We start from the raw sequence: 24,290 nt of genomic DNA on the forward strand, positions 1-24,290 counted from the left end.
AGCCATGAGCATCCTCAGCCCGTCACAAGACACCGAACGCCTGGTCATGCGCAAGTTGATGCCGGTACTGGTGGTGGCTTACATCATCAGTTTCCTGGATCGCAGCAACATCGCGCTGGCCAAGACGCATCTTCAGGTCGACCTTGGCCTGTCGACCGTGGCCTACGGAGTAGGTGCAGGTCTGTTCTTCCTCACCTACGCGCTGGCGGAGATACCCAGCAACCTGATCCTGCACCGCGTGGGCGCGCGTTTCTGGATCACGCGGATCATGGCGACGTGGGGACTGGTCTCCGCCGCCATGGCGCTCGTCCAGGGCGAGACCTCGTTCTACGTGCTGCGGCTGTTGCTCGGCGCCACGGAGGCCGGATTATTCCCGGGCGTGATGCTCTACCTGACCTACTGGTTCGGCGAAGCATCGCGCGCCCGGGCCACGGGTTACTTCCTGGTCGGCGTGAGTCTGGCCAATGTCATCGGCGGCCCGTTGGGCGGTGCCTTGCTGGGGCTGGAAGGGAAGCTCGGGCTTCATGGCTGGCAGTGGATGTTCGCGGTGGAGGGCCTGCTGGCGACAGCCTTTGCCGCCGTGGTCTTCATCACCCTGCCTGACCGCCCTGCCCGGGCGCGCTGGCTGACGCCTGCACAGCGCGATGCGCTGGAACGGCGGATCGCTGATGAGTCCGTGGCGATTGAAACGAAGCGCGGTAAGGGAGCGAGTGGGCTGGCCCGATGTTTCACCGACCCACAGATCCTGCTGGCGATCCTGGTCTACTTCTGCCATCAGATAGCCATCTACACCGTGATCTTCTTCCTGCCCGGCATCATCGCCGGCTACGGCAAACTGAGCGACCTGCAGGTAGGCTGCCTCAGCGCCCTGCCCTGGCTCGCCTCGGCGATCGGTACGATGACCATACCCCGGCTGGCGAACACGCCCGCACGCAGTGCGTGGCTGTTGCGCGGCGGACTCGTGCTGATGGCCGCCGGGCTTCTGATCGCCGCATGGACCGGGCCGCTCGTGGCGATGCTCGGCTTCTGTCTGGCGGCCTTCCTGTTCTTCGTCGTGCAGTCGCTGATCTTCACCTACGCCACGTCGCGGCTGACCGGCCGCGGACTCGCGGGCGGTCTGGCGTTTATCAACACCTGCGGCTTGCTGGGTGGCTTCCTCGGCCCCTCCCTGATGGGCGCTGTGGAAGCGCATACAGGCAGCACGCATGACGGACTGATCGTCATCGCCGGACTGCTCCTGCTTTCCGCTATCGCCGCGACGCGACTGCGCCATGGCAGCGAGGAACGCGCGATTACTTCCCCCGATCTTCTCAAGGTGAACCGATGAACAAGCTCTACCCCAGCGCCCAGGCGGCCCTGGCCGACCTGCTGGCCGATGGACAGACCCTGGCTGTCGGCGGCTTCGGCCTGTGCGGCATTCCCGAAGCGTTGATCGACGCCGTGCGCGAGCATGGCGCCATGGACCTCACCGTCGTCTCCAACAATGCCGGTGTCGACGGTTTCGGGCTGGGTGTGCTGCTGGAATCGCGGCAGGTACGCAAGATGGTTTCCAGTTACGTGGGCGAGAACAAGGAGTTCGAGCGTCAGTATCTTGCCGGTGAACTCGAACTCGAATTCACGCCACAGGGCACACTCGCCGAGAAGCTGCGCGCCGGTGGTTGCGGCATTCCCGCCTTCTTCACCCGTACCGGCGTTGGCACCGAAGTGGCGAAAGGCAAGGAAACCCGCGACTTCGCGGGCGAAACGTATCTGATGGAAGAGTCGATCCGCGCCGACGTCGCGCTGGTGAAAGCCGCCGTCGCCGATCGCTCGGGCAACCTGCGCTTCGCCAGCACCGCGCGCAACTTCAACCCGTTGTGCGCGATGGCCGGCAAGCAATGCGTGGCCGAGGTGGAACGCATTGTCGAGAACGGTGAAATCGCCCCCGACGACATTCATCTGCCAGGCATCTTTGTCCAGCGGCTGGTGCTCAACGCGACGCCCGAGAAACGTATCGAGAAACTCACCCTGACGGACGCAAACTGATGGCTTGGGATCGCGACGATATGGCGCGCCGCGCCGCCGCCGAACTGGCCGACGGTTTCTACGTCAATCTGGGCATCGGCTTGCCGACGCTGGTGGCCAACTACATTCCCGAGGGCATGGACGTGTGGCTTCAGTCGGAGAACGGCCTGCTGGGCATCGGCCCGTTCCCCACGAGGAGCACCGTCGATCCCGATCTCATCAGCGCAGGCAAGCAGACCGTGACCGCCCTGCCCGGCTCGAGCTTCTTCGACAGCGCACTCAGCTTCGGCATGATCCGCGGTGGCCACGTGAACCTCGCCATCCTTGGCGCGATGCAGGTGTCCGAACGGGGCGACCTCGCCAACTGGATGATCCCGGGGAAGATGGTCAAAGGGATGGGAGGCGCCATGGACCTCGTCGCGGGCGTCGAGCGTGTCGTGGTATTGATGGAACACACGGCGAAGGGGGCGCATAAAATTCTCCACGAGTGCAGCCTGCCCTTGACCGGCGTCGCGGTCGTCGACCGGATCATCACCGATCTGGGCGTACTCGATGTCACGGCCGATGGCCTGCGACTGGTCGAGCTCGCGCCCGATGTCACCCTCGATGAATTCCGTGAAGCCACCGGCTGTACCGTGCACGCCCCAGATGGAAATACACGATGAAATACCAGCTCGGCGACACTCGCGTAAACGCACATCCGGACAGCTGGATCGCACCCCAGGCTGTGGTGGTCGGCAACGTTCACCTGCACGCGGGCGCCAGCGTGTGGTTCAACGCGGTGGTACGCGGCGACAACGAGCCCATCGTCATCGGCGAAGGCAGCAACGTACAGGATGCCGCCGTCCTGCATAGCGATCCCGGATCACCGCTGACCATCGGCAAGGGCGTCACCATCGGTCATCACGCCATGCTCCACGGCTGCACCGTGGGCGATCACACGCTGATCGGGATCAACGCCGTGGTGCTCAACGGCGCCGTCATAGGCAAGCACTGCATCATCGGTGCGAATGCACTGGTGACCGAGGGCAAGCAGATTCCCGATGGCTCGCTGGTCGTGGGCTCCCCGGCAAAGGTTTTACGCGAACTCAGCGACGAGCAACGCCAGGGTCTCGAAGAGAATGCGGCCCACTACGTCGCCAATGCCGCGCGCTTCGCCGCCAAACTGACGCCACAGGACGATGCGTGAAGATCGTCATCGCCCCGGACTCCTTCAAGGAAAGCCTCGACGCCTTATCGGTCGCGCGGGCCATTCGTGATGGCCTCGCCGATGTGTGGCCCGGTGCCGACTACGTGCTGAAGCCGATGGCCGATGGTGGCGAAGGAACCGTCGACGCCGTGATCGCATCGACGGGTGCGCAACGTCTTTCCCGGAAAGTGCGCGGGCCGCTGGGGGATCTCGTGGACGCTACATGGGCCTGGCACGCCGACACGAGGACGGCGACCCTTGAGATCGCCGAAGCCAGCGGCTTGATGCGTGTGCCGCCGGATCGCCGCGATGCCGCGCGGGCCGACAGCTACGGCACCGGCGAACTCATGCGTGCCGCACTCGATCACGGTGCAAGGCGCATCGTCGTCGGACTCGGCGGTAGCGCGACCAACGACGGTGGCGCCGGTTTGCTTCGTGCGCTTGGCGTGCGCTTTCTCGATGACACGGGGAGTGCCCTGCCGCCCGGCGGCCTCGCGCTGGGCGCACTGCACCGGCTCATCCTCGATGACCTCGACCCACGTCTGCGTGACGTTGAGCTGATCATAGCGAGCGACGTCGACAACCCGCTGTGCGGCGCGTCGGGGGCGTCGGCGGTGTTCGGGCCGCAGAAAGGCGCCCATGCCGCATTGGTACCGCAGCTCGACGCCGCTTTGGCTCGATTGGCTTCCGTACACGCAGCGCAAACCGGCAAGGACTGGAGCGGCACGCCCGGTGCGGGTGCCGCTGGCGGAGCCGGCTGGGCGATGCTCGCCGTGCTTCGGGCGACGCTGCGCCCCGGCGTGGCGCTGATTGCGGAGATGAACGGCCTGGAAGACGCCATCGATGGCGCTGACCTCGTCATCACCGGCGAAGGCCGTATGGACGCCCAGACGGTGAGGGGCAAGGTGCCGTTCGGTGTCGCGCGTCTGGCGAAGGCCGGCAACGTGCCGGTGGTGGCTATGGTCGGCACTCTCGGCGAAGGCTATCGGGACCTCTACGGACACGGCCTCACCGCGGCGTTCTCGCTGGTCTCGCGGCCGATGTCGCTGGCGGAGGCCATGACCGACACCTCCGCGTTGCTTACGAGTCTGGCCCGGGACGTGGCGCGGCTGATGGATGCCTCGCACCCTACGCGTTAGGCCTCGTCCAACAGGCACAGAGGTACTTCACCCGGGCGAAGTGTCAGCACCCGCACGCCCTTTCGCGTGACCGCTACCGTATGTTCGAACTGGGCGGAAAGACTGCCATCGCGCGTATACACGGGCCATTCGCCCTCTCGCGAGAGAATGGCGGAGCGGCCCTGATTCAACATCGGCTCGATCGTGAACACCATGCCCTCGCGTAGCTCCAGGCCGGTACCGCGACGGCCGTGATGGAGGATCTGGGGATCCTCGTGCATCTCCCGGCCGCGCATGGGGCTTCCTGAGGTTCTGCAGGGCATACGTGACGTATATGGATCATATACGAAGCATTTATGCCGTACAAAGGCAGGCGAGGCCGACGATCAACCCCCGGAAAAGTGAAAGGCGCCAGCGCATCGTGCGCCGGCGCCTCTCGGTCCACACAGGGGGAAGTGGACGCCTCCAGCATGCTGCGACGGATGTCGGCCAAGTGTGACGCAGCGCACCAACGTGGTCTGGTGCCGGAAATGCGTGGGTAGAAATGAGAAAAGGCGACCGGGATCACGCCGTATGGAAGACGTATGACGCACTAAAGCGCTGACCGATTGAGCTGAGATATCTAACCAGACCTGCGAAAGCAGGCTTCATGGTGCGCGTCATAGAGCATCGTATAAATCCCGACGCCAGCGGCCATCAGCCCCGAAGCCGCCCCCACGCCCAGCGCCCAGCGCGGCCCCATATGATTGGCCACCCATCCGACCATAGGTGCCCCGATCGGTGTCCCGCCCAGCGCGATACCCAGACGCAGCGCCATCACCCTGCCCCGCATCGCGGCGGCGGTAGTCAGTTGCATGAGGCTGTTGGTCGTATTGGTGAAAGTCAGGGCGGCCACACCGATGACGACAAGGGCCGCGGCGAAAAACCAGTAGCCCGGCGCCACTGCGGCCAGTGCGCAGCCCAGACCGAAGACCGCCGAACCGACCAGCAATGACGCAAAGCGCGGCTTATCGCGCCCGGCTGCCAGCAAGGCGCCGGCCAGCGTGCCGACAGCCATGATCGACGACAGAAGCCCATAGCCCCGCGCGTCGGTATGGAACACCCCGACGGCCATCGTCGAAATAAAGATCGGAAAATTCATACCGAACGTTCCGATCAGGAACAGCATGACCAGAATCGCCTTGAGATCGGGCCTGCCCCACACGTAACGCAGCCCATCGGTAAGACTGCCTTTGGTGCGTACGGCACGCGTCCTCGCATGCAAGCTGTCCACGTGTAGGAAAAACAACGACCCCAGCACCGCGAAGAAGCTGATGCCGTTGAGCAGGAACGCCCAGCCCGTGCCCACTGAAGCGATCACCAGACCGGCGACGGCCGGCCCGATCATGCGCGCCGCATTGAACGAGGTCGAATTCAGCGCCACGGCGTTCGGCAGGTCATCATCACCAACGAGGTCGGCCACGAAGGTCTGGCGTACCGGAGCGTCGAACGCCGAAGCACATCCGGAAGCGAACGCGAACAGATACACGTGCCACAGTTGCACGACGCCGAGCACGGTCATCAGCCCGAGTGCAAGGGCGAGCAGACCCATCGTCGCCTGTGTCGCCATCAACAGGGTACGGCGGTCGTAGTGATCGGCGGCGAAACCCGTCCACGGCAACAGGAGCAACTGCGGTCCGAACTGCAGTGCCATGACGGTACCGACCGCTGCGGCGTCATGGTGAGTGAGTTGCGCGAGAACCAGCCAGTCCTGGGCGGTGCGCTGCATCCACGTTCCAATGTTCGACACCAGCGCACCGGCCGCCCACATGCGGTAGTTAGGGCTTTTCAGTGAACGAAAAACACGTGTTTTCGCGGCACTCACGAGCGCTCAGGCACACGGCCACCGTGAAACTGCCCGAAGTGCCGGGCCGAGTGCAGGCTCATGACGAGCACGCCAAGACCGAGAACCACGACATCTACCGTCTTCTTCATGTCGATGTCGCCGGTACGGCAGACCAGCACGTAGCCGATCACCAGATTGGCAATACCCCACACCACGTTCACCGTCGAAGAAGACAGCCCCTTGCCCGGCGGCTTGGCGAACGGACTCTGGAACGACTCACCCATCACGCCGCCGACAAAATGCGGCACGGCATTGGACAGAAATGCACCCCCGAAAAACAACGAAACCAGATGCTGCCAGGGCATGTCAGACACTCCTCGTATCGAGTAGATCGATGATTTCCTTCGTCGCTCCCGTCTCGCCCAGCCGTGGGAAAACGTGCTTGATGCTGTATTCGTGCGCTTCGGGCCGCGCATCCGTCATCGCGTCGATCGCCAGGGTGACGTTGAAACCTTGCTCGTAGGCCTGCCGCGCCGTGGATTCGACACCGGTCCCCGTCGCCACGCCGGCCACGACTACCTGGGTCACACCGCGCACTCGTAATGTGCTTTCGAGGTGAGTGCTGGCGAAAGCACCCCAGGTTCGCTTCGTCACGACGATATCGTCGGGTTGCTGATCCAGCTCCGGAATGAAATCGGTCCAGCCAGGTGGCCTCGTCGTCATGCGAGGTGGGCGTTCCGTACGCCCGGGCGCGGCACCTGCCACGTTCACCAGCACCACAGGCAGGGCTCGCTGGCGGAATGCCGCGAGCAGCGCGCGTGCGCGTTCAATGACATCCTCGATGGGATGGGCGAGCACGGAGCCGACAATGCCCTTTTGCAGGTCGACGACGATCAGCGCCGTCTGCGGATCAAGCTTCGTAAGCGCCATCAGAAGTCCGCCAGCCGCTGCAACAGTGTCACGGCGGCCGCCAATTCGCGACGTTCCTGTGGCGACAGCTGCGCCTCAAGCGCGCGAAACAGCCAGTCTTCCTTGGCGGCTCTGACCTCGGTGACTTTCTTGCGAAACCCCGCCGTCAGCTCGATAAGCGTTTGCCGCCCATCGGTCGGATCCGGCGTGCCCGTCACGGCTTTCATCGTTTCCAGCGTGCCCACGGTCACCCGCATGGACTGCGGGCGCACGCTTTCGGCCCGGGCCAGAGCGGACACCGTGGCCGGGCCGTCGCGCTCAAGGCGGAGCAGCACCGATTTCTGGGCGGCCGTCAGGTCGTGTGCCTGGGTTTGCTCACGTACCCGGCGGATGAGCTTGCCAAGCGTGATGCGCAGGTCACCGGCGAGGGCCACGGAGGAGGCAGTATCGGGAGTGGGCGAGGGTTTGGCCATGCACACACGGTAGCATGCATACAGGTTATATGTACAGTCTAACTGTATATAAGCCAACAACTCAGGTAGTGGCTTGGCTCGGGTAGGAGCCAAACCTGTTGGCGATGGCAGGTCGCGGCAAGCACCCTGTCGCCAGCAGGGCTGGCTCCTACCAGAGCCAGGCCGCGATCAGCGTGTCAGCAAACTGCTTACCAGCCCACGCCCAACGTAATCTGCGTCGGCGCAGCGGTATTCACCGTCGAACTCTGCTCCTGCGCGTCGTCATAAGCGAACCCGTACGCCAGCCGATCAATGGAATGGTCGTGCCAGAACCTGGCGTAATAGTTGGCCGGTGCGGCCTGATACCATGCAGTCGGGTCGCTCCACTTGCTTACGTCGGAAATGACGTGCCGATTGAACGCGGCGGAGATCTGCGTTTCCAGCGCTTTCTCGGCGTCGTTGCCCTGCGCAAGGCTACCCTTGGCCTCCAGGACATCCTGCGTGGTCGGCTTCTGGACCAGATACTGACCACCGACATACGCACCGTTGCCAAGGTCGACCTCGTTGAAAACCAGCGTGGTTCCCTGCACCTGCCCGCTGAAGCGACGCGCGCCGCCCCACAGATCGATCACGAGCGGCCGCGTGCTGTAGTCCGCCCACGCCTGGTCGATGTAGCTGTCGAAGTAATGCTCGTTGGGCTGCCCCGTGTCGAATGTCGACTTTCCGGGCGCCAGGATGCGCGTGCCGCTGTCCGCCTCGGAGACGAACTCCGGCGGGACTTCGGCCTTGAAAGCCGCGTAAATCGAAGCACGCGACTGCTCGATGCCGACGCGCTTCTGAAATCCACCTTCACCGGTGACGTTCAGCGTGAGCGGAAAACCGAACTGGTCGACCTGCGTGGTGTTGATCCAGAGACCGCTGTCGTTATAGGTGAACTCGTACCAGTCCAGTTTGACGTCGTTGTTCGCGTCGGTCGGGTTCTGTGGATTGGGACCGGCGAAACCCGTCAGGCCATCCGCCGCGACAAGAATCTTCAGATAGACCGGCTCGCCCACAGATACATAGATGCGACCCGAAGACATCTTCGGCAGCTTCAGGTTCTGCGCCTGAGCCAGGGTGAAGCCATGATTCGGATAGTTCTGTCCATTCTTGCTCAGATGGCCGTCCGCATCGTTGTCGCCCACCGAGGCCGCCACAAGCTGGCCGTCGGCGGATACCCAGGAAAGATTTCCCGTGACGGGATCCTTGCCCAGGATCGTCACGTAGACCTGATCATCGGCAAAGGCACCGGCCGTGTTGTTCTGCACGATTGTCGGCACGTCGGCGTAAGCCGGAAGCGCTGCACATACACCCGCCGCCAGCGTGGCCAGTGGAAGGACCAAAGCCAGCATACGGCGGCGGCCGGCGGAACGAGCGGTTTGAATATTCGTTGTCACCATGAAGCCTCTCCTTGCGTTAACGAAACGAGAGCATGCGCATGGCAGGCAGGAATGTCTGCCTTATTTCGGATAAGCGGACCGCATGACCGGCGCAATGGCCCGTACTGTGACGGGACTTCACTCCCATTCGTGCGACCGCCGTTAACGTGGCGTCGGCGACATGTTAGTCGCGCAGAAACTCACGCAAAAAGGCATTGAAGCGCTCGGGATATTCGACAGGCGGAAAATGTCCGCACTTCGGAACGACATGCAGAACGGCATCGCGTGCCTGATCGCACATGAGCTGACCCGCGGCAACCGGTGCACTCGCGTCGTCTTCTCCCACGATCACCATCAATGGGATAGCCGTCTCGGCGAATCGTGCCGTCAGCCGGTCTTTGAGGTCGAGCGTCGCAACGAGCTCCCATAGCGAAGCGTGAAAGCTCGGGTCTTGTCTATGCAGCAGCTTCCGGAACCGGTCGGACACTTCGGGATGTTGTGCACGAAACGCTTCGGGGAACCATCGCGCCAGATGCGCCTCGGCCATGATCGCCATGCCGCCGTCACGCGTAGCGCGCGCACGATCACGCAGCATCTGCCTGACTGTTTCGGGGAACGTGCAGGATGTGGCAACGAGCGTCAGGCTCCGGACCACCGATGGCTGCTCGATCGCCAGGGCCTGCGCGACCATGCCACCGAAGGAAATGCCGATGACATGCGCGGATGCGATATCCAGCGAGGCTAATGTGTCCGCCACCTGCATCGCGATGGCCTCGAATGTCGGCGCGCCGTCGGGAGCGCCGGACAGACCGTGACCCGGAAGGTCGAGCGCTACGACATTTCGATCGCCCGCGAACTCCGCGAACTGCGCATCCCAGATACCGAGATCGAGCCCCAGTGCATGAAGAAACACGATCGGCGACGCACCCGGTGGCCCCGAGCGCACGACGTGGATGGCATCTGGTGCGCGTGCGGACAAATCATTCACGAATGAATACCCTTCAGTCGATATCAGCTCCCGCCCCCCGCAAGAGAACGCCGAGCATACGGACGCAAATGCTCGCGCGAAAGGAGGTTCGCCAGGGCATCTAACGCTAGAGCGGGATACCTTGACCGGAGCGTCGCGCCGCTTCGCTAGCTCACCAGGGTACGACACGCCCCAGATAGTCGAGGTAATGCAGCCCCTGGCGCCCCGCATACGTCGTCATGGTGTCGACCAGGTTCGGAATGCTCTCCTGAATGGTCAGGCGCGCCTCAGGGCCGCCCATGTCGGTGCGAACCCATCCCGGCGCCATGAGCAAGAGCGTGCGCGGGTCGTCCTTGTGACGTGCGGCGAAGCTGCGCATGAACATGTTGAGTGCGGCCTTGCTGCCTCGGTAAACCTCGTGATTGCCGTTGGTGTTGTTGGTGAGGCTGCCCTGCCCTGACGACATGACGCCGATCGTCCCGTCGACCGTCACAAGATCCTGCAGGGACTCGATCACGCGCATGGGACTGAGCGCATTGGTGACCATCACGCGGATGAACTCGTCGGTGGACACGTCGGCTATCGTCTCCGCGTCATCGTTGGTCACCCCCGCGTTGACGAAAAGCACGTCCACGGTCCGCGATGACAGTCGGCCCTTGAGGGCGGCGATATCCTCGACCACGGTCGTATCGAGGACCTCGACTTCAAGTGCGCCGTCGGACGACGCTGCCAGTTCACGCAGCTTTCCGGTTGAGCTGGCCCGCCCCGTAGCGATGACGTGCCAGCCACGCCCAAGGTATTCCTCGACCATCGCGAATCCGAGGCCGCGCGACGCGCCAATCAGGAGAATGGTTTTCTGTGAGGACGGTGCTTGCATGAGCTACTCCGGTTACGAGGGGCCCGCACTCCGGGCCGGTCCTCCCAACGTAGCGACGACGCAACCGGGGCGGAAGACGCGCGACCGTCAGTCCATACCTGCACCAAACGCCTTATCTGATCCGATCGCGATACGATGGGTCATGGACGAACCCGACCTCAACCTCCTCGTTGCCCTTGACGCCCTGCTGGCCGAAGCGAGCGTCGCGGGCGCGTCACGGCGCCTGGGGCTCAGCGCGTCGGCCATGAGTCGCACGCTGACGCGCTTGCGCGCCGCCACACAGGACGAACTGCTGGTCCGGGCCGGGAGGCGTATGGTGCTGACGCCGCACGCCGAAGCTCTGCGCGAACGCGCCCACGGCCTGCTCCAGGACACGCGAAGCGTTCTCCGCCCGGCGGTCACCGAAGACGGGATCGCCTCCCTCCGGCGCACGTTTACGATCCGCGCCAACGATGGATTTGTCGAGGTGTTTGCGGCCGAACTCATCGGCGCGGCCAGCCGCGCAGCGCCTGGCGTCCGCTTGCGTTTCGCCCCGAAAGCGGAGAAGTCCGCGGTGCCGCTCCGCGAAGGACTAGCCGATCTCGAGATCGGCGTCCTCGGCGGCATGGGACCCGAAGTCCGCGTGCAGGCGTTGTTTCGCGACCGTTTCGTCGGTGTGATCCGGCGCGGCCATCCGCTGGCCGATGTCGATCCGATGACGCCCGAGTCGTACGTGGCGTACGGCCACGTTGTCGCCTCACGTGCAGGCCGCAGCGAGGGTCCGGTCGATGCCGCCCTGACCGCAAAGGGTCTTCAGCGCGACGTCGTTTCGGTCGTGCCGAGCTTTCAGGCGGCTCTGGCGGTGACGCTGGCATCCGACCTGATCGGGCTGGTTCCGGCCTCGTTTCTTGCCAGCCCGCCCGATACCGTGCGCGTCTTCGACCTGCCGGTCGAAACGCCGGCCATCACGGTGTCGCAGATGTGGCATCCAAGGCTGGAGAACGAGGCTGGACATCGCTGGCTCAGACAACTGGTGCGCGAGGCTTGCCAGGATCGTCTTGCACAGCTGACATCAGCCTGATCACGCTGGAGAAATCCAGCTCCCCATTCCCCGCCTTACTATTTAACGCATAAAGGTTGCGCGCCAGCTCCCCAAGTGGAATCGAGGCCCCCACACCGACTGCCGCCTCGGTGACCAGCCCGAGATCCTTCAACATCAGATCGTTGCCGAAGCCACCGGTGTAACCACGCGATGCCGGCGCATTCGGCAGCACGCCCGGCCACGGATTGCACACCTCGGTAGCCCAGCTGCGCCCCGTGCTCACCGCCATCATCTGCGACAGCACGCCCGCGTCGAGACCGTGCGCGACGCCCAGGGCCAGCGCTTCGCCGGTGACGGCCATGATGACGCCGAGCGCCATGTTGTTGCACAGCTTGGCCACCTGTCCCGCACCGCTAGCGCCGACATGGAAAATATTCTTCCCCATCGCTTCCAATACGGGCCGTGCAATATCCAGCACCGCCGCGTCGCCTCCCACGATGAACGTCAACGTTCCCGCCGCTGCACCCGCGGTGCCGCCAGAAACAGGCGCGTCAAGCATCGCGAGGCCGCGACCAGTGGCGGCTTGTGCAACTTTTTTCGCCGATGCCGGTGCGATCGTGCTGCAATCGACGACGAGTGCACCATCGGGAATGGCGGCCAGCAGCCCCGCGTCTCCCAGATAAAGCGCTTCCACATGCCGGCTGGCGGGAAGCATCGAGATGACGATCTCAGCGTCGCTCACCGCATCGGCAGCGCTCGCCGACAAGGAGGCTCCTGCGGCAACCGCCGTATCGACCGCCGACTGAACGAGGTCGAAGACCCGCAGGGCATGCCCTGCCTTGAGCAGATTCGCGGCCATCGGGCCACCCATGTTGCCCAGCCCGATAAAAGCGATACGACTCATGCGTACGACTCCGGTTGACTGCCCAGATCGGCGAGCGGATGCGCTTCCGCGCTGAACGGTGCATTGAAGAAAGATTCGGCCCAGCTCGATGTCGCCTCGGCCAGCGTTGCCGGGTTCCAGCGCGGTTGGCGGTCCTTGTCGATCAGCAGCGCACGGATGCCCTCCGCGAAATCGCCGTGTGCGGCGCAATGCAGCGACACGATGTATTCGAGGCGAAAGGTATCGGCGAGGGAAAGCGTCGACGCGCGGCGCTGCAGCTCGAAGCCGAGCCGCGCGGAGCCAGGCGCACCGGCAAGCAGCGCTGTCCTTGCGTTCCGCAGCCAGGTATCGTCATCCTGGATCGCATCGATGGCGCCAACGATATCGTCGAGCCGCTCGTTGCCGCAGACGTCGCGGATCAGTGCCGCGTGCGCTTGCAGCGGACCGGGAGACACCGGCTGCTCGATGGAGCGTAGAACCGCGGTCAGCGTGTCGTGGTTGGCGCTCGCCGAACTCGACCAGTTCGCGTTGGACAGCGCGTTCATGACCTCCGGACGCGCATCCTCGGGAATGAAGTGGTCGGCGAGACCCGCATGGATGGCATCGCCCGCGCCGAGCGGCGCGCCGGTGAGGGCCAGGAACATGCCGCCGCGATCGGGCACACGCGACAACAGCCAGCTGCCTCCCACGTCCGGATAGAGTCCCACGGTAATTTCCGGGAAGGCGAGCTTCGACCGCTCGGTGACCACACGGTGGCTTGCTCCCGCCATCAGTCCGATGCCGCCACCCATGACGATGCCGTGCCCCCAGCAGAGGATCGGTTTGGCATAGGTGTGAATCCGATAGTCCAGCCGGTACTCGGTCGAAAAGAACTCACTGGCATACGCGTTGCGCGTGATCTCACCGCCGCCTGCGTCCCGGTAGTCGACCATGCTTCGATACAGGCCATGCAAGTCGCCGCCCGCGCAGAAGGCCTTGTCGCCGGCTCCCTGCAGGACGACCACCGCGATAGCGTCGTCGTCGGCCCATGCGCGAAGCTGGGCATCCAGCAGGCTCGCCATCGTCAGTGAGAGCCCGTTGAGGGTCTTCGGAGCATGGAGCGTCGCGATTCCGATACGTCGGCCATCACGCCCGTCGCGCTCTTCGAACAGCACGTCGCTCATGCGTTCTTCCACTCGGCCGGGCGCTTCTCGAGAAAGGCGTGTACGCCCTCCGCCTGATCGGCGCTGTCGAACAGGTCGACGAAGGCTTCGCGCTCGGCGACGAGCGCGGCGGCGTGCGTCTGCGTGCGCGTTGCCTGCACCAGGCGTTTGCAGGCCGCCACGCTGGTCGGGCTCTGCTTCGCGGCACGCGCTGCCCATGCGAGCGCGGCGTTCAACCCTTCCCCTCGGGGAACCACGTCTTCCACCAGCCCGATGTGCAAGGCCGTCGCGGCGTCGACTCGCTCGCCGAGCAGGATCATCCGCTTCGCCCAGCCCTCGCCGACCAGGCGCGGCAGGTTCTGTGTACCGCCGGCACACGGCAGCAGTCCCACACCCGCTTCCGGCAAGGCCATCTGCGCGTGTTCCTCGGCGATGCGAAGATCGCATGCCAGTGCACATTCGAGGCCGCCACCCATCGCATAGCCGTTGATGGCCGCGATGCTCACGCCACGGAACGCCGACAACGCCTCGAAGGCCTCACCGAACCGACGGGCGGCTTCACGCGCCAGCGCGCGGTCGCCATCCGCGAACTGCTTGAGATCGGCGCCGGCCGAGAAGAACTTCTCCCCCTCGCCCGTCACCACCAGGGCGTAGACATCACGATCCGCATTCAGCGCCGTGACGAGATCGCGCAGCGCGGAAAGGCTATGTACCGTCCAGGTGTTGGCTGGCGGGTTGCTCAGCGTCACGATGGCCGTGCGGCCTTCGAACGTCAGCCTGAGCCCTGTCCAGTCGGTATCCTTGTAACCGGTCATCGCAACTCCTCTTCAGTGTTGAGCAAGTGGCGCGCCACGATCACGCGCATGATTTCGTTGGTGCCTTCCAGTATCTGATGCACGCGGCTGTCGCGCAGCAACCGTTCGATCGGGTACTCGCGAATATAGCCATAGCCGCCATGGAGCTGCAGGGCGTCGTTGCAGATGTTGAATCCCGCATCGGTGGCGAAGCGCTTGGCCATGGCGCACCACACCGTGGCGTCGTGACTGCGTGCGTCGAGCTTGCGCGCCGCCGTGTGCACCATCTGTCGAGCGGCGACCAGCTGGGTCGCCATATCGGCCAGCTTGAACTGCAAGGCCTGGAACTCGCCCAGCTTGCGCCCGAACTGCCGCCGCTCACCGAGATAACGCCGCGCGGCGTCCAGGGCGCCCTGTGCGGCACCGAGTGAACAGGCGCTGATGTTGATCCGCCCACCGTCCAGACCCTTCATGGCAATCCGAAACCCTTCACCCTCTTCGCCCAGAAGGTTCGCCGCCGGCACACGAACGCCGTCGAACGTGATGCCCCGCGTAGGCTGACTGTTCCAGCCGAGCTTGTCCTCCTTACGCCCATACGTAATGCCTTCGGCGTCGGCGGGTACGGCGAACGCACTGATACCACGCGCACCCTCGCCCCCCGTGCGGGCCATGACCACGAGCATGTCGGTGGCACCGGCTCCCGAGATGAAGGCCTTGCTGCCATGGAGCACGTACGCGTCACCATCACGCACGGCGCGCGTCTGCAGAGACGCCGCATCGGAACCAGCGCCCGGCTCGGTCAGGCAGTACGACGCAAGCTTCGCCCCGCTGCACAGCGTCGGACCCCATTCGGCACCCAACGAAGAACGTGCATGCGTCGCCAGCATCCACGTCGCCATGTTGTGGATACTGATGAACGCCGCGGTGGATGGATCGGCGGCGGCGAGTTCTTCAAACACAATCGCCGCATCCAGCCGGGTCAGCCCGCTGCCGCCGGCCGCTTCGTCGACATAGAGGCCGCAGAAACCCAGTTCGCCCGCCTTGCCGATGGCCTCACGCGGAAAGATGCTCTCGGCGTCCCAGTGCGCCGCACGCGGCGCCAGTTCGGATGCCGCAAAATCGCGCGCCGCCTCGCGAAACGCCATCTGCTCGTCGCTGAAGCCGAAACCGTGCCCCATCACAGGAATGTCCATCACGGCCGCCATCACTTGAGACTGATCGTCGTATTGACGCCGTGGCCGCGCGTGTCATCGTCGAACCAGCGCGACGTGATCGTCTTGGTCTGCGTGTAGAACATGACCGCCTGCTTGCCGTAAGGGCCCAGGTCGCCGAGTTTGGACGCACGCGATCCCGTGAACGAGAACAGCGGCACCGGTACGGGAATCGGTACGTTGATGCCGACCTGACCAACGTCGATGTCTTCCTGGAACCGCCGCGCGGCCGCACCGCTCTGCGTAAACACGGCCGTACCGTTCCCGTTGGGATTGGCGTTAACCAGATCGATCGCTTCGTCCAGCGTGTCGACCGTGAGGACGACCAGCACGGGCCCGAAGATCTCTTCGTCGTAGATACGCATGCCAGGCTTCAAGCCCGAGAAAATCGTCGGCCCCACGAAGTTGCCCTCGTCGTAACCCGGCACGCGAAAGCCGCGACCGTCGAGCTCCAGCGTCGCCCCCTGCGCCACACCGGCGTCGATCAGGCGCTCCACGCGCTCACGCGCTGCGGATGAGATCAGTGGACCGACATCGGTGCCCGCTTCTATGCCTGCGTTCACCCGCAGCGCCTTCGCTCTGGCGACGATGTCGGGAATCCACTCGCGCGCGTTACCGACCAGCACCGCCGTCGATGCCGCCATGCAACGCTGCCCGGCCGCACCGAAGGCGGCGCCGATCATGGCATTGAGCGTCTGTTCCTTGTTGGCGTCGGGCAAAACGACAGCGTGGTTTTTCGCCCCCATCATGCACTGCACGCGCTTACCGGCTTGCGATGCACGGTGATAAACGTGCGTACCGACCTTCGTCGATCCGACGAAAGACACCGCCTTGATGTCGACGTGATCGCAGATGGCGTTGACCACCTCTTCGCCCCCGTGCACAACGTTGAGCACGCCTCTGGGAATGCCCGCCTCCTGCGCCAGTTCGACCAGCCGCATGGTGACCATCGGGTCCTGCTCCGACGGCTTCAGCACGAAGGTGTTTCCCGTGGCGATGGCCATCGGAAACATCCACAGCGGGATCATCGCCGGAAAGTTGAACGGCGTGATGCCGGCGCAGACACCCAGCGGCTGCAGCAATGTGTACGTGTCCACGCCACCGGCCACGTTGTTGGCCAGCTCGCCGAGTTGCAGATTGCCGATGGCGGCCGCGTGCTCCACCACCTCGAGGCCACGGAACACGTCGCCTTCGGCGTCCGGCAGTGTCTTGCCCTGTTCCGCCGTGAGGATCGCCGCCAGCTCCGCCATGTGTTCGCGGATCAGTTGCTGGTATCTGAGGAAGATGCGGGCCCGCGTCCCGATGGGCGTCTTGCGCCAGGTGGCGAACGCGCGCCGGGCGGCGGCGACGGCCGCATCCACCTCCCGGGACGTGGCGAAGGGCACACGTGCCAGCACGACCTGCGTCGCCGGGTTGATCACATCGCGCCATTGTGTGGTCGCGGACTCGACGAACTCGCCGTCGATCAGCAGTTTGACGGTCGCGACGTCGGTCGCGGCACGATTCATCTCGTTCATGATGCTTGTCTCCAGATCGCTCACCCGCGAAACCGGGCGTGCGTGAGCGAGACAAGTCGGTTCGAGGCCACGGACGCCGCATCGAGCCAGCTCGTCCGGTTGCCCACCGCAACACCCGAGGAAGACACCGCAAGCGGTGCCCACCACGGGCCGGTCTCCGGGCTTGCGAGCGATGCGATCCGCATCACCCCGACACCTTCCCGCGTTGCCGCAGTGGTTCTGAGTCGGGTTTTCTCGCCTACCGTTGCGGGGGCAGCGCCGGCATCGGACCGGCTTCCCGTTTCACCCTGCGCACCGGAATGGCGGCGGCAGGACACCTGTGGCCAGCGGGAGTGTAGGCGGCGACGCGGCGAGCGACACGCTGCGATGCAGTAAAGGCGCCTTGGATGCCGCCACGGATTCCGACTAAGCTGCGCGGATCAGCCGTTCCACGCTCAGGAGATCTCCATGATCGACCACACCGGCGCCACCGTCAGCGACTTCGAGCGCAGCAAGCAGTTCTATACGACCGTATTGGCCTCCATCGGCTATGAACTGATCGTGCACTTCCCCGCCTCGAAAACGGGACGTACCGACGTGGCGGGGTTCGGCGAGAACGGCAAGCCGGATTTCTGGATCTACCAGGGCACACCCAATCAGCCGCCGGTAGACGTCGCCTTTCGAGTGAGTTCGCAGCAGCTGGTGCGGCTATTTCATCAGACGGCGCTGGATGCGGGCGCGAGGGACAACGGTCCGCCGGGCCCGCGTTCGCACTATCACGAAGGCTATTACGGCGGTTTCGTGCTGGATCCGGATGGCCATAACATCGAGGCGGTGTTTAACGCCGGCTGATGGAAGATCATTGATGAACTGCCCGCATAGGCTCAAGCGGTTTATCCCACTTAATCACTGGACCCCCGGTCGGTAGCATGGCGTCATGGCTATCTTCTGGAGATCACCATGAAAAAGCGCGTTCTCGGTAAGAGCGGCCTGGAGGTCTCAGCCCTCGGCTTTGGCTGCATGGGCCTCAATTTCAGCTATAGCTACGCGCTGAGCAGCGACGAGTCAGTCAAGCTCATCCGCGAGGCGGTGGACCTGGGCGTCGATTTCTTCGATACGGCCGAGGTCTATGGCCCGTTCACCAACGAGGAAATCGTCGGTAACGCCCTCGCGCCGATGCGCGACCGCGTCGTCATCGCGACGAAGTTCGGCGTCGCGTTCGATCCGGAAACGAACAAGCAGACGGGTCTGGACAGCCGCCCGGAAAACATCCGCAAGGCCGCCGAGGGCTCGCTCAAGCGTCTGGGCATAGAGCAGATCGATCTGCTCTATCAGCACCGCGTAGACCCGAACGTGCCGATCGAAGACGTCGCCGGTGCGGTGAAGGATCTCATCCAGGAAGGCAAGGTGAAGCACTTCGCGTCGAGGGCCAGCTGGTGCTCAACGGGATGAACCACATTCTCCGGGCAACCCTGGCGGGCCTTGGTCTGGCCTGGGTGCCCGAGGACATCGTCCTGCCGCATATCGAGGCCGGACGACTGGTGCGCGTCCTGGAGAACTGGTGCGACCCGTTTCCGGGCTACCACCTTTACTACCCGAACCGGCGACAGACCTCCCCCGCACTGACCCTGCGGGTGGATGCGCTACGTTATCGTGGCTGAATCGCCCACAATCCCTTGACGTTTCCTCGATTGACACCATCTCGTAGGTAGCCGAGGATCGAATCAGGCCGCGCCCGGGTCCCGGGGCCGCGCAGCAAGCAGGAGTCACCCATGAGCCAACGTCATCTCGTCCTCGCCGCCTTGTTCGCCCTGGCCGTCGTGTTCTTTCTTGCCGGTTCGGTCACCGGGACGTTGTTGCTCGTCGCCGCTGGCGTCGTGACGGAGACGGCCTTCTGGTTCAACATGATGCAGCAGCGGCGGATGCAGCGGATCAAGGTTCGCGCCCGACGCGATCGCTGAGCCTCCCGTAAGTCCACGTCAGAAACCCCGCACCGCGGGGTTTTTTTATGTCGCCCCGGAAGCCTCCTCCGCACTCGGTCCCCGCTCCAGATACGTCGACAGAGCGATATAGCTCCGCGTCCCCTTGAATCCCTCCATCGCGTGAATCCGCTCCAGCAGGTGCTCGAGCCCCCGCGTATCGGCCGTCCGCACCTTCAGCAACATCGCGCTCTCTCCCGTCACGGTGTGGATTTCCTCCACCTCGGGAAAGGCCTGCAGCGCCAGCAGCTGGCGTGTCACCGCCCAGCTGGTCGTGTCCACGTGGACGAAGGTCAGCAACGGACGCCCGACCTTCACCCCGTCGAGCACAGCCACGGTGGCCTTGATGACCCCATCTCTGCGCAGCCGCTTCACCCGCTCATGCAGCGCGGGAGCGGAGAGATGCAGCCGTTCGGCCAGCTCCGCGTAGCTGAGGGTGGCATCGGTGGAGAGCGCGCCTAATAATTTTCGGTCGATCGCGTCGAGCCTGACCGCGTCGGGGGTATCGCCCGGAATGGCTTTCGTTTTTTTCGTCATGGCAGTCTGTTGCCCTTTCGCCGAATGACATTCGGCGTTTTACTGAATCAGCCTAACAGACTGCGAAGAACCTTTCACATGACCACCTTCGACACTCGCGTCGCCATCCTTGTCCGCAGCGATCTGCTGACATGGCAGAAGCTCAACGTCACCGCCTTCCTGGCCACCGGCATCGCCGGAGCGGCGGCGGATGCCATGGGCGAGCCATACATCGATGCGGCCGGACGTCACTACGCGCGCCTGCTCGGGCAGCCGATGCTCGTGTTCGGTGCCGATGCGACGCAGCTCGCCCATGCGCATCGCGTCGCCATCGAACGCGACGTGACCCGCGCGATCTATGTCGAGGCGATGTTCTCCACCGGCCACGACGCCGCCAACCGCGAAGCCTTCCTGGCGGAAGATGCCGACGCGCCCCGCCTCGTCGGCATCGCGTTACGCGGGCCTCGCAAGGCGATCGAGAGAGCCACCAAGGGCGTGCCTCTGCACACCTGATTTCACGGAAACCGCAAGCCGGGGCTGCGATAATCCCTGGATGACCAAGCGTAGATCCCCGCCCTCTTCGACCGACCTCCATGGCTTCGTGCGTGTACGTGGCGCACGCGAGCACAACCTCAAGAACATCGACGTCATGATCCCTCGCGACTCGCTCGTCGTGTTCTCCGGGGTGTCGGGATCGGGCAAGTCGTCACTCGCTTTCGGGACGCTGTACGCGGAAGCGCAGCGACGCTACTTCGAGTCGGTGGCGCCTTATGCGCGACGCCTGATCGACCAGGTCGGCGTGCCGGACGTCGACGAAATCGAGGGGCTGCCGCCCGCGGTGGCATTGCAGCAGCAGCGCGGCACGCCCGGAGCACGCTCATCGGTGGGCAGCGTCACTACGCTGTCGAGTCTCGTGCGCATGCTTTACTCGCGTGCGGGCTCGTACCCCGCCGGCCAGGCGATGTTGTACGCCGAGGATTTCTCGCCCAACACGCCGCAAGGTGCCTGCCCGCACTGCCACGGCCTGGGCCGCGTGTACGAGGTGACGGAGGCGTCGATGGTGCCGGATCCCACGCTGACCCTGCGCGAACGCGCCATCGCGTCATGGCCACCGGCATGGCATGGCCAGAACCTGCGCGACATTCTGGTCACCCTCGGCTACGACGTGGACGTGCCGTGGAAGGACCTGCCGAAGAAGCAGCGCGACTGGATTCTGTTTACCGAGGAAACCCCGACGGTCCCGGTCTATGCCGGCTTCACGCCAGCGGAAACCCGTGCGGCACTCAAGCGAAAAACCGAACCCAGCTACATGGGCACGTACATGGGTGCGCGGCGTTACGTGCTGCACACCTTCAGCACGACGCAAAGTCCGCTCATGAAGAAACGCGTGTCGCGCTACATGATCGGCAGCGTCTGTCCTGTCTGCGATGGCAAGCGCCTGAAGCGCGAGTCGTTGTCCGTGACTTTTGCAGGGCTGGACATCGGAAGCCTGTCCGCGTTGTCATTCGATGCACTGGTCGATACGTTGAAACCGGCAGCCGAGGGGCGGTTCGACGATTTGGCCGAGTCGACGACACGCAGCCGCGCCGCGGGCAAGCGCGCGAATGCGAAGCGCGTAGCCGCCGGCGGCGCCGCGCACGACGGGTCATCGGACGTGCGGCGCACCCCCAACCTGTCCGAGGAAAAACGTATCGCTGCTCAGCGCATCGCACAGGATCTCGTTGCCCGCGTGGGTACGCTCCAGGCACTCGGCCTTGGCTACCTGTCGATGGACCGATCGAGTCCCACACTGTCACCGGGCGAGTTGCAGCGGCTGCGCCTGGCCACGCAGATCCGATCGAACCTGTTCGGCGTCGTCTACGTGCTCGACGAACCGTCGGCCGGCCTTCACCCGGCGGATGGCGAGGCCTTGCTCACCGCGCTGGAGCAACTGAAGCGATCGGGCAATACGATCTTCGTCGTGGAGCACGACATGGACGTCATGCGTCGCGCTGACTGGCTGGTCGACGTCGGCCCGGATGCAGGCGAGCGCGGCGGCGAGATTCTCTACAGCGGTCCTCCCGATGGTCTCGCCGACGTGGCGCTGTCGCGTACCGCGCGTTATCTGTTCGGTCACGAGCGGCCTCTCGAGCGGTCACCTCGCCCGGCATCGCGCTGGCTCGAGCTCCGCGGCATCACGCGCAACAACCTCCGTGATCTGGATGCCGCCTTCCCCATCGGTCTGTTTACCGCGGTCACCGGCATTTCCGGCTCGGGCAAGTCCAGTCTGGTCAGCCAGGCGCTGGTGGAGCTGGTCAGTGAGCACCTGGGCCACGAGCTGCCCGCCCCGGAGGATGAAGGCGATGACGCGGCACCCAGCGTCATCACGAAGACCGGCGGTCGCATCCACAAGGGCGCCGACGCCATCACGCGACTGGTCCAGGTCGACCAGAAGCCAATCGGGCGCACGCCTCGCTCCAACCTCGCGACGTATACCGGACTCTTCGACCACGTGCGCAAGTTGTTTGCCGCGACAAAGGCGGCCAGGGCGAAGCGTTACGACGCCGGGCGCTTTTCGTTCAACGTGGCGAAGGGGCGCTGCGAAACCTGCGAGGGCGAGGGATTCGTCAGCGTCGAGCTGCTCTTCATGCCCAGCGTCTATGCACCCTGCCCCACGTGCCACGGTGCGCGCTACAACGAGGCCACGCTGAAAGTGCAGTGGAACGGCAAGAACATCGCCGACGTGCTGCGGCTGACGGTCGAGGAAGCCTGCGAGTTTTTCGTCGACGAGCCAGCGGTGATGAAGCCGCTGTCGCTTCTCTATGACATCGGGCTTGGCTACCTGCGCCTCGGACAACCGGCCACGGAGCTTTCCGGCGGCGAGGCGCAGCGGATCAAGCTGGCGACGGAACTGCAGCGGTCGCAGCGCGGGAGCAATCTTTACGTGCTGGACGAGCCGACCACCGGGCTGCATCCGTCGGATGTGGACAAGCTGGTGGCGCAGTTGCAGGGGCTGGTGGCGGCCGGCAATACGGTGATCGTCGTCGAGCACGAGATGCGCGTGGTCGCCGGAGCCGACTGGGTGATCGACGTCGGTCCCGGCGCGGGTGACGAGGGCGGCAAGATCGTCGCCTGCGGGCCGCCGCGGCTGGTCGCCAGCGAGACGACGAGCCGTACGGCGCCTTATCTGGCTCGGGTACTCGGGTAAACGGCGGCGCCGACAGGAACGGCCCCATCGACGACCGGGCGCTGCCCGCGTGGGAGCTGCCCTCAGCTCCCCTCGGCAACCGCCGGCAGCTCGCTGACGTCACGCACGCTGTATACATCGATGGCATACGGATGCTGCGCGTCGCCAGTCGCCTTGAAGCGTCCGAACACCGTGGCATCGGCACGGGTGCCTTTATTGCTCACCGTGCGTCGGAATGAGGACACATCCCGCTTACCCGCGGACTTGTCGTCCATGGCGAGGTCCACCGCGCCCTTGCACTGCGCATCGGACAGCGTCGTCGTCTTGCCCTCGCTGCTGGCCACGCCACGGACGGTCACCGTCGTGTTGAGGTAGCGGGCGGCCGTGCCGAGCACCGAGCAGATCGACTCGGGTGGTGTGTCGTCCTCGGAGCGAGCGACCGCCGCGTTACTGGCGATAACGAGGACCAGGGCGACCCCCGCCGCCCGTGCGAACGTCTGGATTGTCATTTGGCTTCCCCCCTTCTCTTCTCAAGCCCGTCAGGGCCCCTGCCGTATGGACGGCTAATCGAAGGACACCGCGTTTGCGGCGTCGCGTCAATAAGAAAAATGGGCAGTAGGGGGTGAAGTTAATGCCGATCAGGCCTTACCGGCGGCGATGTTCACGCTGATGGCGATGATGAAGACGTTGAAGAAGAACGCGATCGCGCTGTGCATCAGCCCGATCCGGCGCAGGTACCGGGTGGTGATCTGGACATCGGAGACCTGGAAGGTCATGCCGATGGTGAAGGCGAAATAGGCGAAATCCCAGTAATCGGGTTCCTCATCACCGGGGAAATCGAGCCCCTGGTGTGGCTTGCCGAACTCTCCGTAATACCCGTGGGCGTAATGCAGGGAGAACAGGGTATTCATGAAGGTCCACGCCAGGATGATGGTGGTCGCGGCCACCGCGATGGCCAGTGCCCCGCCCTTGTCGCTGGAGTTCAGCTCCGTCGTGACCGCGCCGAGCACGACGGCGGAGAGGACCACACCACTGAGCAGCGTGGTCCACCGGCCGGTGTCCTGTTGCTTCGCCTGCCGTCGCATGGTGGCCGGACTCGCACCGACGAATATCCGCAAAAGCAGGACGAAGTACACGACGGCACCCAGATCGAATCCCAGCAGCAGCGGCAACGACCGTGGCATGCCGCTGAATTCCAGCGCCGCCGCGGCAACCACCGCCACGGCGGCGCCCACCAGCAGGCGTGGGCGGGCATGGGCGTAGCGGATCGGACCCCACACTTTCCTGCGATGAGGCGCTGATTTTTGCGGCGTTTCGGTCATG

General features: G+C 64.4%; 26 protein-coding genes, 2 pseudogenes and 1 riboswitch. Of the genes and pseudogenes, 12 read left to right on the forward strand and 16 right to left on the reverse strand.

All coding sequences use genetic code 11. The features are described 5' to 3' along the window. Positions 1–4: 4 nt before the first annotated feature. The 5 genes from J2X57_RS04165 to J2X57_RS04185 are packed head-to-tail and all read left to right on the forward strand — an operon-like array spanning position 5 to position 4,332. On the forward strand, positions 5–1,327 hold the full coding sequence (locus tag J2X57_RS04165) for an MFS transporter (RefSeq protein ID WP_309864091.1): 1,323 nt from the start codon (positions 5–7) through the stop codon (positions 1,325–1,327). Beyond that, positions 1,324–2,025 (forward strand): CoA transferase subunit A, encoded by a 702-nt coding sequence (locus J2X57_RS04170; RefSeq protein WP_309864095.1) that lies wholly within the window; start codon positions 1,324–1,326, stop codon positions 2,023–2,025. The genes J2X57_RS04165 and J2X57_RS04170 overlap by 4 nt, the downstream gene beginning before the upstream one ends. Further along, a complete protein-coding gene (locus tag J2X57_RS04175; protein ID WP_309864098.1) occupies positions 2,025–2,669 on the forward strand; it encodes a CoA transferase subunit B in 645 nt (214 codons plus the stop codon). The genes J2X57_RS04170 and J2X57_RS04175 overlap by 1 nt, the downstream gene beginning before the upstream one ends. Then, positions 2,666–3,193 carry a gamma carbonic anhydrase family protein gene (locus J2X57_RS04180; RefSeq protein ID WP_309864101.1) on the forward strand — a complete coding sequence of 176 codons (528 nt, stop codon included), beginning with the start codon at positions 2,666–2,668 and terminating at the stop codon, positions 3,191–3,193. Before J2X57_RS04175 ends, J2X57_RS04180 begins: the two co-directional genes overlap by 4 nt. Continuing rightward, on the forward strand, positions 3,190–4,332 hold the full coding sequence (locus J2X57_RS04185; protein ID WP_309864104.1) for a glycerate kinase: 1,143 nt from the start codon (positions 3,190–3,192) through the stop codon (positions 4,330–4,332). The genes J2X57_RS04180 and J2X57_RS04185 overlap by 4 nt, the downstream gene beginning before the upstream one ends. Here the strand turns inward: J2X57_RS04185 and J2X57_RS04190 are convergent. The 8 genes and pseudogenes from J2X57_RS04190 to J2X57_RS04225 all read right to left on the reverse strand — a co-directional run. Further along, positions 4,329–4,601, reverse strand: a pseudogene (locus J2X57_RS04190) (M24 family metallopeptidase); the annotation flags it as partial. The gene J2X57_RS04185 and the pseudogene J2X57_RS04190 overlap by 4 nt on opposite strands. Positions 4,602–4,933: 332 nt before the next feature. Next, on the reverse strand, positions 4,934–6,121 hold the full coding sequence (locus J2X57_RS04195; RefSeq protein ID WP_309864387.1) for an MFS transporter: 1,188 nt from the start codon (positions 6,119–6,121) through the stop codon (positions 4,934–4,936). 50 nt (positions 6,122–6,171) lie between these two features. Further along, positions 6,172–6,501, reverse strand: coding sequence for a hypothetical protein (locus J2X57_RS04200; RefSeq protein ID WP_036114301.1), 330 nt, complete (start codon positions 6,499–6,501; stop codon positions 6,172–6,174). A gap of 1 nt (position 6,502) precedes the next feature. Beyond that, on the reverse strand, positions 6,503–7,066 hold the full coding sequence (locus J2X57_RS04205) for an isochorismatase family protein (protein ID WP_309864107.1): 564 nt from the start codon (positions 7,064–7,066) through the stop codon (positions 6,503–6,505). After that, entirely contained in the window at positions 7,066–7,518 is a 453-nt protein-coding gene (locus J2X57_RS04210) for a MarR family transcriptional regulator (RefSeq protein WP_309864109.1), read from the reverse strand. Before J2X57_RS04210 ends, J2X57_RS04205 begins: the two co-directional genes overlap by 1 nt. Before the next feature lie 188 nt (positions 7,519–7,706). Further along, positions 7,707–8,888 (reverse strand): glycoside hydrolase family 64 protein, encoded by a 1,182-nt coding sequence (locus J2X57_RS04215; protein WP_156108852.1) that lies wholly within the window; start codon positions 8,886–8,888, stop codon positions 7,707–7,709. 211 nt (positions 8,889–9,099) lie between these two features. Beyond that, the gene (locus J2X57_RS04220; RefSeq protein ID WP_309864114.1) at positions 9,100–9,903 is read right to left on the reverse strand and encodes an alpha/beta fold hydrolase; all 804 of its coding nucleotides are present in this window, start codon (positions 9,901–9,903) and stop codon (positions 9,100–9,102) included. A 151-nt stretch (positions 9,904–10,054) separates the two neighbouring features. Continuing rightward, positions 10,055–10,759: an SDR family NAD(P)-dependent oxidoreductase gene (locus J2X57_RS04225; protein WP_309864117.1), complete on the reverse strand. Its 705-nt coding sequence runs from the start codon at positions 10,757–10,759 to the stop codon at positions 10,055–10,057. Between the two features lie 142 nt (positions 10,760–10,901). Between J2X57_RS04225 and J2X57_RS04230 the strand changes: the two genes are divergently transcribed. After that, positions 10,902–11,819 carry a LysR family transcriptional regulator gene (locus tag J2X57_RS04230; RefSeq protein WP_036114312.1) on the forward strand — a complete coding sequence of 306 codons (918 nt, stop codon included), beginning with the start codon at positions 10,902–10,904 and terminating at the stop codon, positions 11,817–11,819. Here the strand turns inward: J2X57_RS04230 and mmsB are convergent. Genes mmsB through J2X57_RS04255 form a run of 5 tightly spaced genes read right to left on the reverse strand, consistent with a single transcriptional unit; the run spans position 11,761 to position 17,318 of the window. Then, positions 11,761–12,684, reverse strand: a complete 924-nt coding sequence (mmsB, locus tag J2X57_RS04235; protein ID WP_309864121.1) for a 3-hydroxyisobutyrate dehydrogenase — start codon at positions 12,682–12,684, stop codon at positions 11,761–11,763. The genes J2X57_RS04230 and mmsB overlap by 59 nt on opposite strands. Next, positions 12,681–13,826, reverse strand: a complete 1,146-nt coding sequence (locus J2X57_RS04240; RefSeq protein WP_309864124.1) for an enoyl-CoA hydratase/isomerase family protein — start codon at positions 13,824–13,826, stop codon at positions 12,681–12,683. Before J2X57_RS04240 ends, mmsB begins: the two co-directional genes overlap by 4 nt. Continuing rightward, a complete protein-coding gene (locus tag J2X57_RS04245) occupies positions 13,823–14,620 on the reverse strand; it encodes an enoyl-CoA hydratase (protein WP_309864127.1) in 798 nt (265 codons plus the stop codon). The genes J2X57_RS04240 and J2X57_RS04245 overlap by 4 nt, the downstream gene beginning before the upstream one ends. Then, positions 14,617–15,792, reverse strand: coding sequence for an acyl-CoA dehydrogenase family protein (locus tag J2X57_RS04250; protein ID WP_309864129.1), 1,176 nt, complete (start codon positions 15,790–15,792; stop codon positions 14,617–14,619). The genes J2X57_RS04245 and J2X57_RS04250 overlap by 4 nt, the downstream gene beginning before the upstream one ends. Positions 15,793–15,803: 11 nt before the next feature. Further along, positions 15,804–17,318, reverse strand: coding sequence for a CoA-acylating methylmalonate-semialdehyde dehydrogenase (locus tag J2X57_RS04255; protein ID WP_309864390.1), 1,515 nt, complete (start codon positions 17,316–17,318; stop codon positions 15,804–15,806). A 139-nt stretch (positions 17,319–17,457) separates the two neighbouring features. Further along, a riboswitch (cobalamin riboswitch) is annotated at positions 17,458–17,663 on the reverse strand. Between the two features lie 111 nt (positions 17,664–17,774). Between J2X57_RS04255 and J2X57_RS04260 the strand changes: the two genes are divergently transcribed. From J2X57_RS04260 to J2X57_RS04275, 4 genes and pseudogenes are all read left to right on the forward strand, one after another. After that, positions 17,775–18,158 carry a VOC family protein gene (locus J2X57_RS04260; RefSeq protein ID WP_309864134.1) on the forward strand — a complete coding sequence of 128 codons (384 nt, stop codon included), beginning with the start codon at positions 17,775–17,777 and terminating at the stop codon, positions 18,156–18,158. Between the two features lie 108 nt (positions 18,159–18,266). After that, positions 18,267–18,725, forward strand: a pseudogene (locus J2X57_RS04265) (aldo/keto reductase); the annotation flags it as partial. A gap of 29 nt (positions 18,726–18,754) precedes the next feature. Beyond that, positions 18,755–18,967, forward strand: coding sequence for a LysR substrate-binding domain-containing protein (locus tag J2X57_RS04270; protein WP_309864136.1), 213 nt, complete (start codon positions 18,755–18,757; stop codon positions 18,965–18,967). A 111-nt stretch (positions 18,968–19,078) separates the two neighbouring features. Then, positions 19,079–19,267, forward strand: a complete 189-nt coding sequence (locus J2X57_RS04275) for a hypothetical protein (protein WP_036114325.1) — start codon at positions 19,079–19,081, stop codon at positions 19,265–19,267. Between the two features lie 45 nt (positions 19,268–19,312). Here J2X57_RS04275 and J2X57_RS04280 read toward each other — a convergent pair whose 3' ends face one another. Then, positions 19,313–19,822 carry an Lrp/AsnC family transcriptional regulator gene (locus tag J2X57_RS04280; protein WP_043693203.1) on the reverse strand — a complete coding sequence of 170 codons (510 nt, stop codon included), beginning with the start codon at positions 19,820–19,822 and terminating at the stop codon, positions 19,313–19,315. Positions 19,823–19,900: 78 nt separating this feature from the next. On the opposite strand from J2X57_RS04280, the gene J2X57_RS04285 reads away from it, so the two are divergent. Then, positions 19,901–20,314: a DUF2000 family protein gene (locus J2X57_RS04285; protein WP_309864141.1), complete on the forward strand. Its 414-nt coding sequence runs from the start codon at positions 19,901–19,903 to the stop codon at positions 20,312–20,314. A gap of 40 nt (positions 20,315–20,354) precedes the next feature. Further along, complete coding sequence (locus J2X57_RS04290; RefSeq protein ID WP_309864145.1) at positions 20,355–22,988, forward strand: excinuclease ABC subunit UvrA; 2,634 nt, start codon at positions 20,355–20,357, stop codon at positions 22,986–22,988. A gap of 62 nt (positions 22,989–23,050) precedes the next feature. Here the strand turns inward: J2X57_RS04290 and J2X57_RS04295 are convergent, their stop codons facing one another. Continuing rightward, positions 23,051–23,476, reverse strand: coding sequence for a hypothetical protein (locus J2X57_RS04295; protein ID WP_036114334.1), 426 nt, complete (start codon positions 23,474–23,476; stop codon positions 23,051–23,053). Positions 23,477–23,605: 129 nt separating this feature from the next. Further along, a complete protein-coding gene (locus tag J2X57_RS04300) occupies positions 23,606–24,247 on the reverse strand; it encodes a DUF1345 domain-containing protein (protein ID WP_239708999.1) in 642 nt (213 codons plus the stop codon). Positions 24,248–24,290 lie beyond the last annotated feature (43 nt).

It is taken from the genome of Luteibacter sp. 1214 (assembly GCF_031455395.1).
Taxonomy (GTDB): Bacteria; Pseudomonadota; Gammaproteobacteria; order Xanthomonadales; family Rhodanobacteraceae; genus Luteibacter; species Luteibacter mycovicinus.

What these genes read in the sequence shown, in the direction of transcription:
- J2X57_RS04165 (WP_309864091.1), top strand. Translation starts at nt 5, where the DNA reads ATGAGCATCCTCAGCCCGTCACAAGACACCGAACGCCTGGTCATGCGC.
- J2X57_RS04170 (WP_309864095.1), top strand. Translation starts at nt 1,324, where the DNA reads ATGAACAAGCTCTACCCCAGCGCCCAGGCGGCCCTGGCCGACCTGCTG.
- J2X57_RS04175 (WP_309864098.1), top strand. Translation starts at nt 2,025, where the DNA reads ATGGCTTGGGATCGCGACGATATGGCGCGCCGCGCCGCCGCCGAACTG.
- J2X57_RS04180 (WP_309864101.1), top strand. Translation starts at nt 2,666, where the DNA reads ATGAAATACCAGCTCGGCGACACTCGCGTAAACGCACATCCGGACAGC.
- J2X57_RS04195 (WP_309864387.1), bottom strand. Translation starts at nt 6,121, where the DNA reads ATGTGGGCGGCCGGTGCGCTGGTGTCGAACATTGGAACGTGGATGCAG.
- J2X57_RS04200 (WP_036114301.1), bottom strand. Translation starts at nt 6,501, where the DNA reads ATGCCCTGGCAGCATCTGGTTTCGTTGTTTTTCGGGGGTGCATTTCTG.
- J2X57_RS04205 (WP_309864107.1), bottom strand. Translation starts at nt 7,066, where the DNA reads ATGGCGCTTACGAAGCTTGATCCGCAGACGGCGCTGATCGTCGTCGAC.
- J2X57_RS04210 (WP_309864109.1), bottom strand. Translation starts at nt 7,518, where the DNA reads ATGGCCAAACCCTCGCCCACTCCCGATACTGCCTCCTCCGTGGCCCTC.
- J2X57_RS04215 (WP_156108852.1), bottom strand. Translation starts at nt 8,888, where the DNA reads ATGCTGGCTTTGGTCCTTCCACTGGCCACGCTGGCGGCGGGTGTATGT.
- J2X57_RS04225 (WP_309864117.1), bottom strand. Translation starts at nt 10,759, where the DNA reads ATGCAAGCACCGTCCTCACAGAAAACCATTCTCCTGATTGGCGCGTCG.
- J2X57_RS04230 (WP_036114312.1), top strand. Translation starts at nt 10,902, where the DNA reads ATGGACGAACCCGACCTCAACCTCCTCGTTGCCCTTGACGCCCTGCTG.
- mmsB (WP_309864121.1), bottom strand. Translation starts at nt 12,684, where the DNA reads ATGAGTCGTATCGCTTTTATCGGGCTGGGCAACATGGGTGGCCCGATG.
- J2X57_RS04240 (WP_309864124.1), bottom strand. Translation starts at nt 13,826, where the DNA reads ATGAGCGACGTGCTGTTCGAAGAGCGCGACGGGCGTGATGGCCGACGT.
- J2X57_RS04245 (WP_309864127.1), bottom strand. Translation starts at nt 14,620, where the DNA reads ATGACCGGTTACAAGGATACCGACTGGACAGGGCTCAGGCTGACGTTC.
- J2X57_RS04250 (WP_309864129.1), bottom strand. Translation starts at nt 15,792, where the DNA reads ATGGACATTCCTGTGATGGGGCACGGTTTCGGCTTCAGCGACGAGCAG.
- J2X57_RS04255 (WP_309864390.1), bottom strand. Translation starts at nt 17,318, where the DNA reads ATGAATCGTGCCGCGACCGACGTCGCGACCGTCAAACTGCTGATCGAC.
- J2X57_RS04260 (WP_309864134.1), top strand. Translation starts at nt 17,775, where the DNA reads ATGATCGACCACACCGGCGCCACCGTCAGCGACTTCGAGCGCAGCAAG.
- J2X57_RS04270 (WP_309864136.1), top strand. Translation starts at nt 18,755, where the DNA reads ATGAACCACATTCTCCGGGCAACCCTGGCGGGCCTTGGTCTGGCCTGG.
- J2X57_RS04275 (WP_036114325.1), top strand. Translation starts at nt 19,079, where the DNA reads ATGAGCCAACGTCATCTCGTCCTCGCCGCCTTGTTCGCCCTGGCCGTC.
- J2X57_RS04280 (WP_043693203.1), bottom strand. Translation starts at nt 19,822, where the DNA reads ATGACGAAAAAAACGAAAGCCATTCCGGGCGATACCCCCGACGCGGTC.
- J2X57_RS04285 (WP_309864141.1), top strand. Translation starts at nt 19,901, where the DNA reads ATGACCACCTTCGACACTCGCGTCGCCATCCTTGTCCGCAGCGATCTG.
- J2X57_RS04290 (WP_309864145.1), top strand. Translation starts at nt 20,355, where the DNA reads ATGACCAAGCGTAGATCCCCGCCCTCTTCGACCGACCTCCATGGCTTC.
- J2X57_RS04295 (WP_036114334.1), bottom strand. Translation starts at nt 23,476, where the DNA reads ATGACAATCCAGACGTTCGCACGGGCGGCGGGGGTCGCCCTGGTCCTC.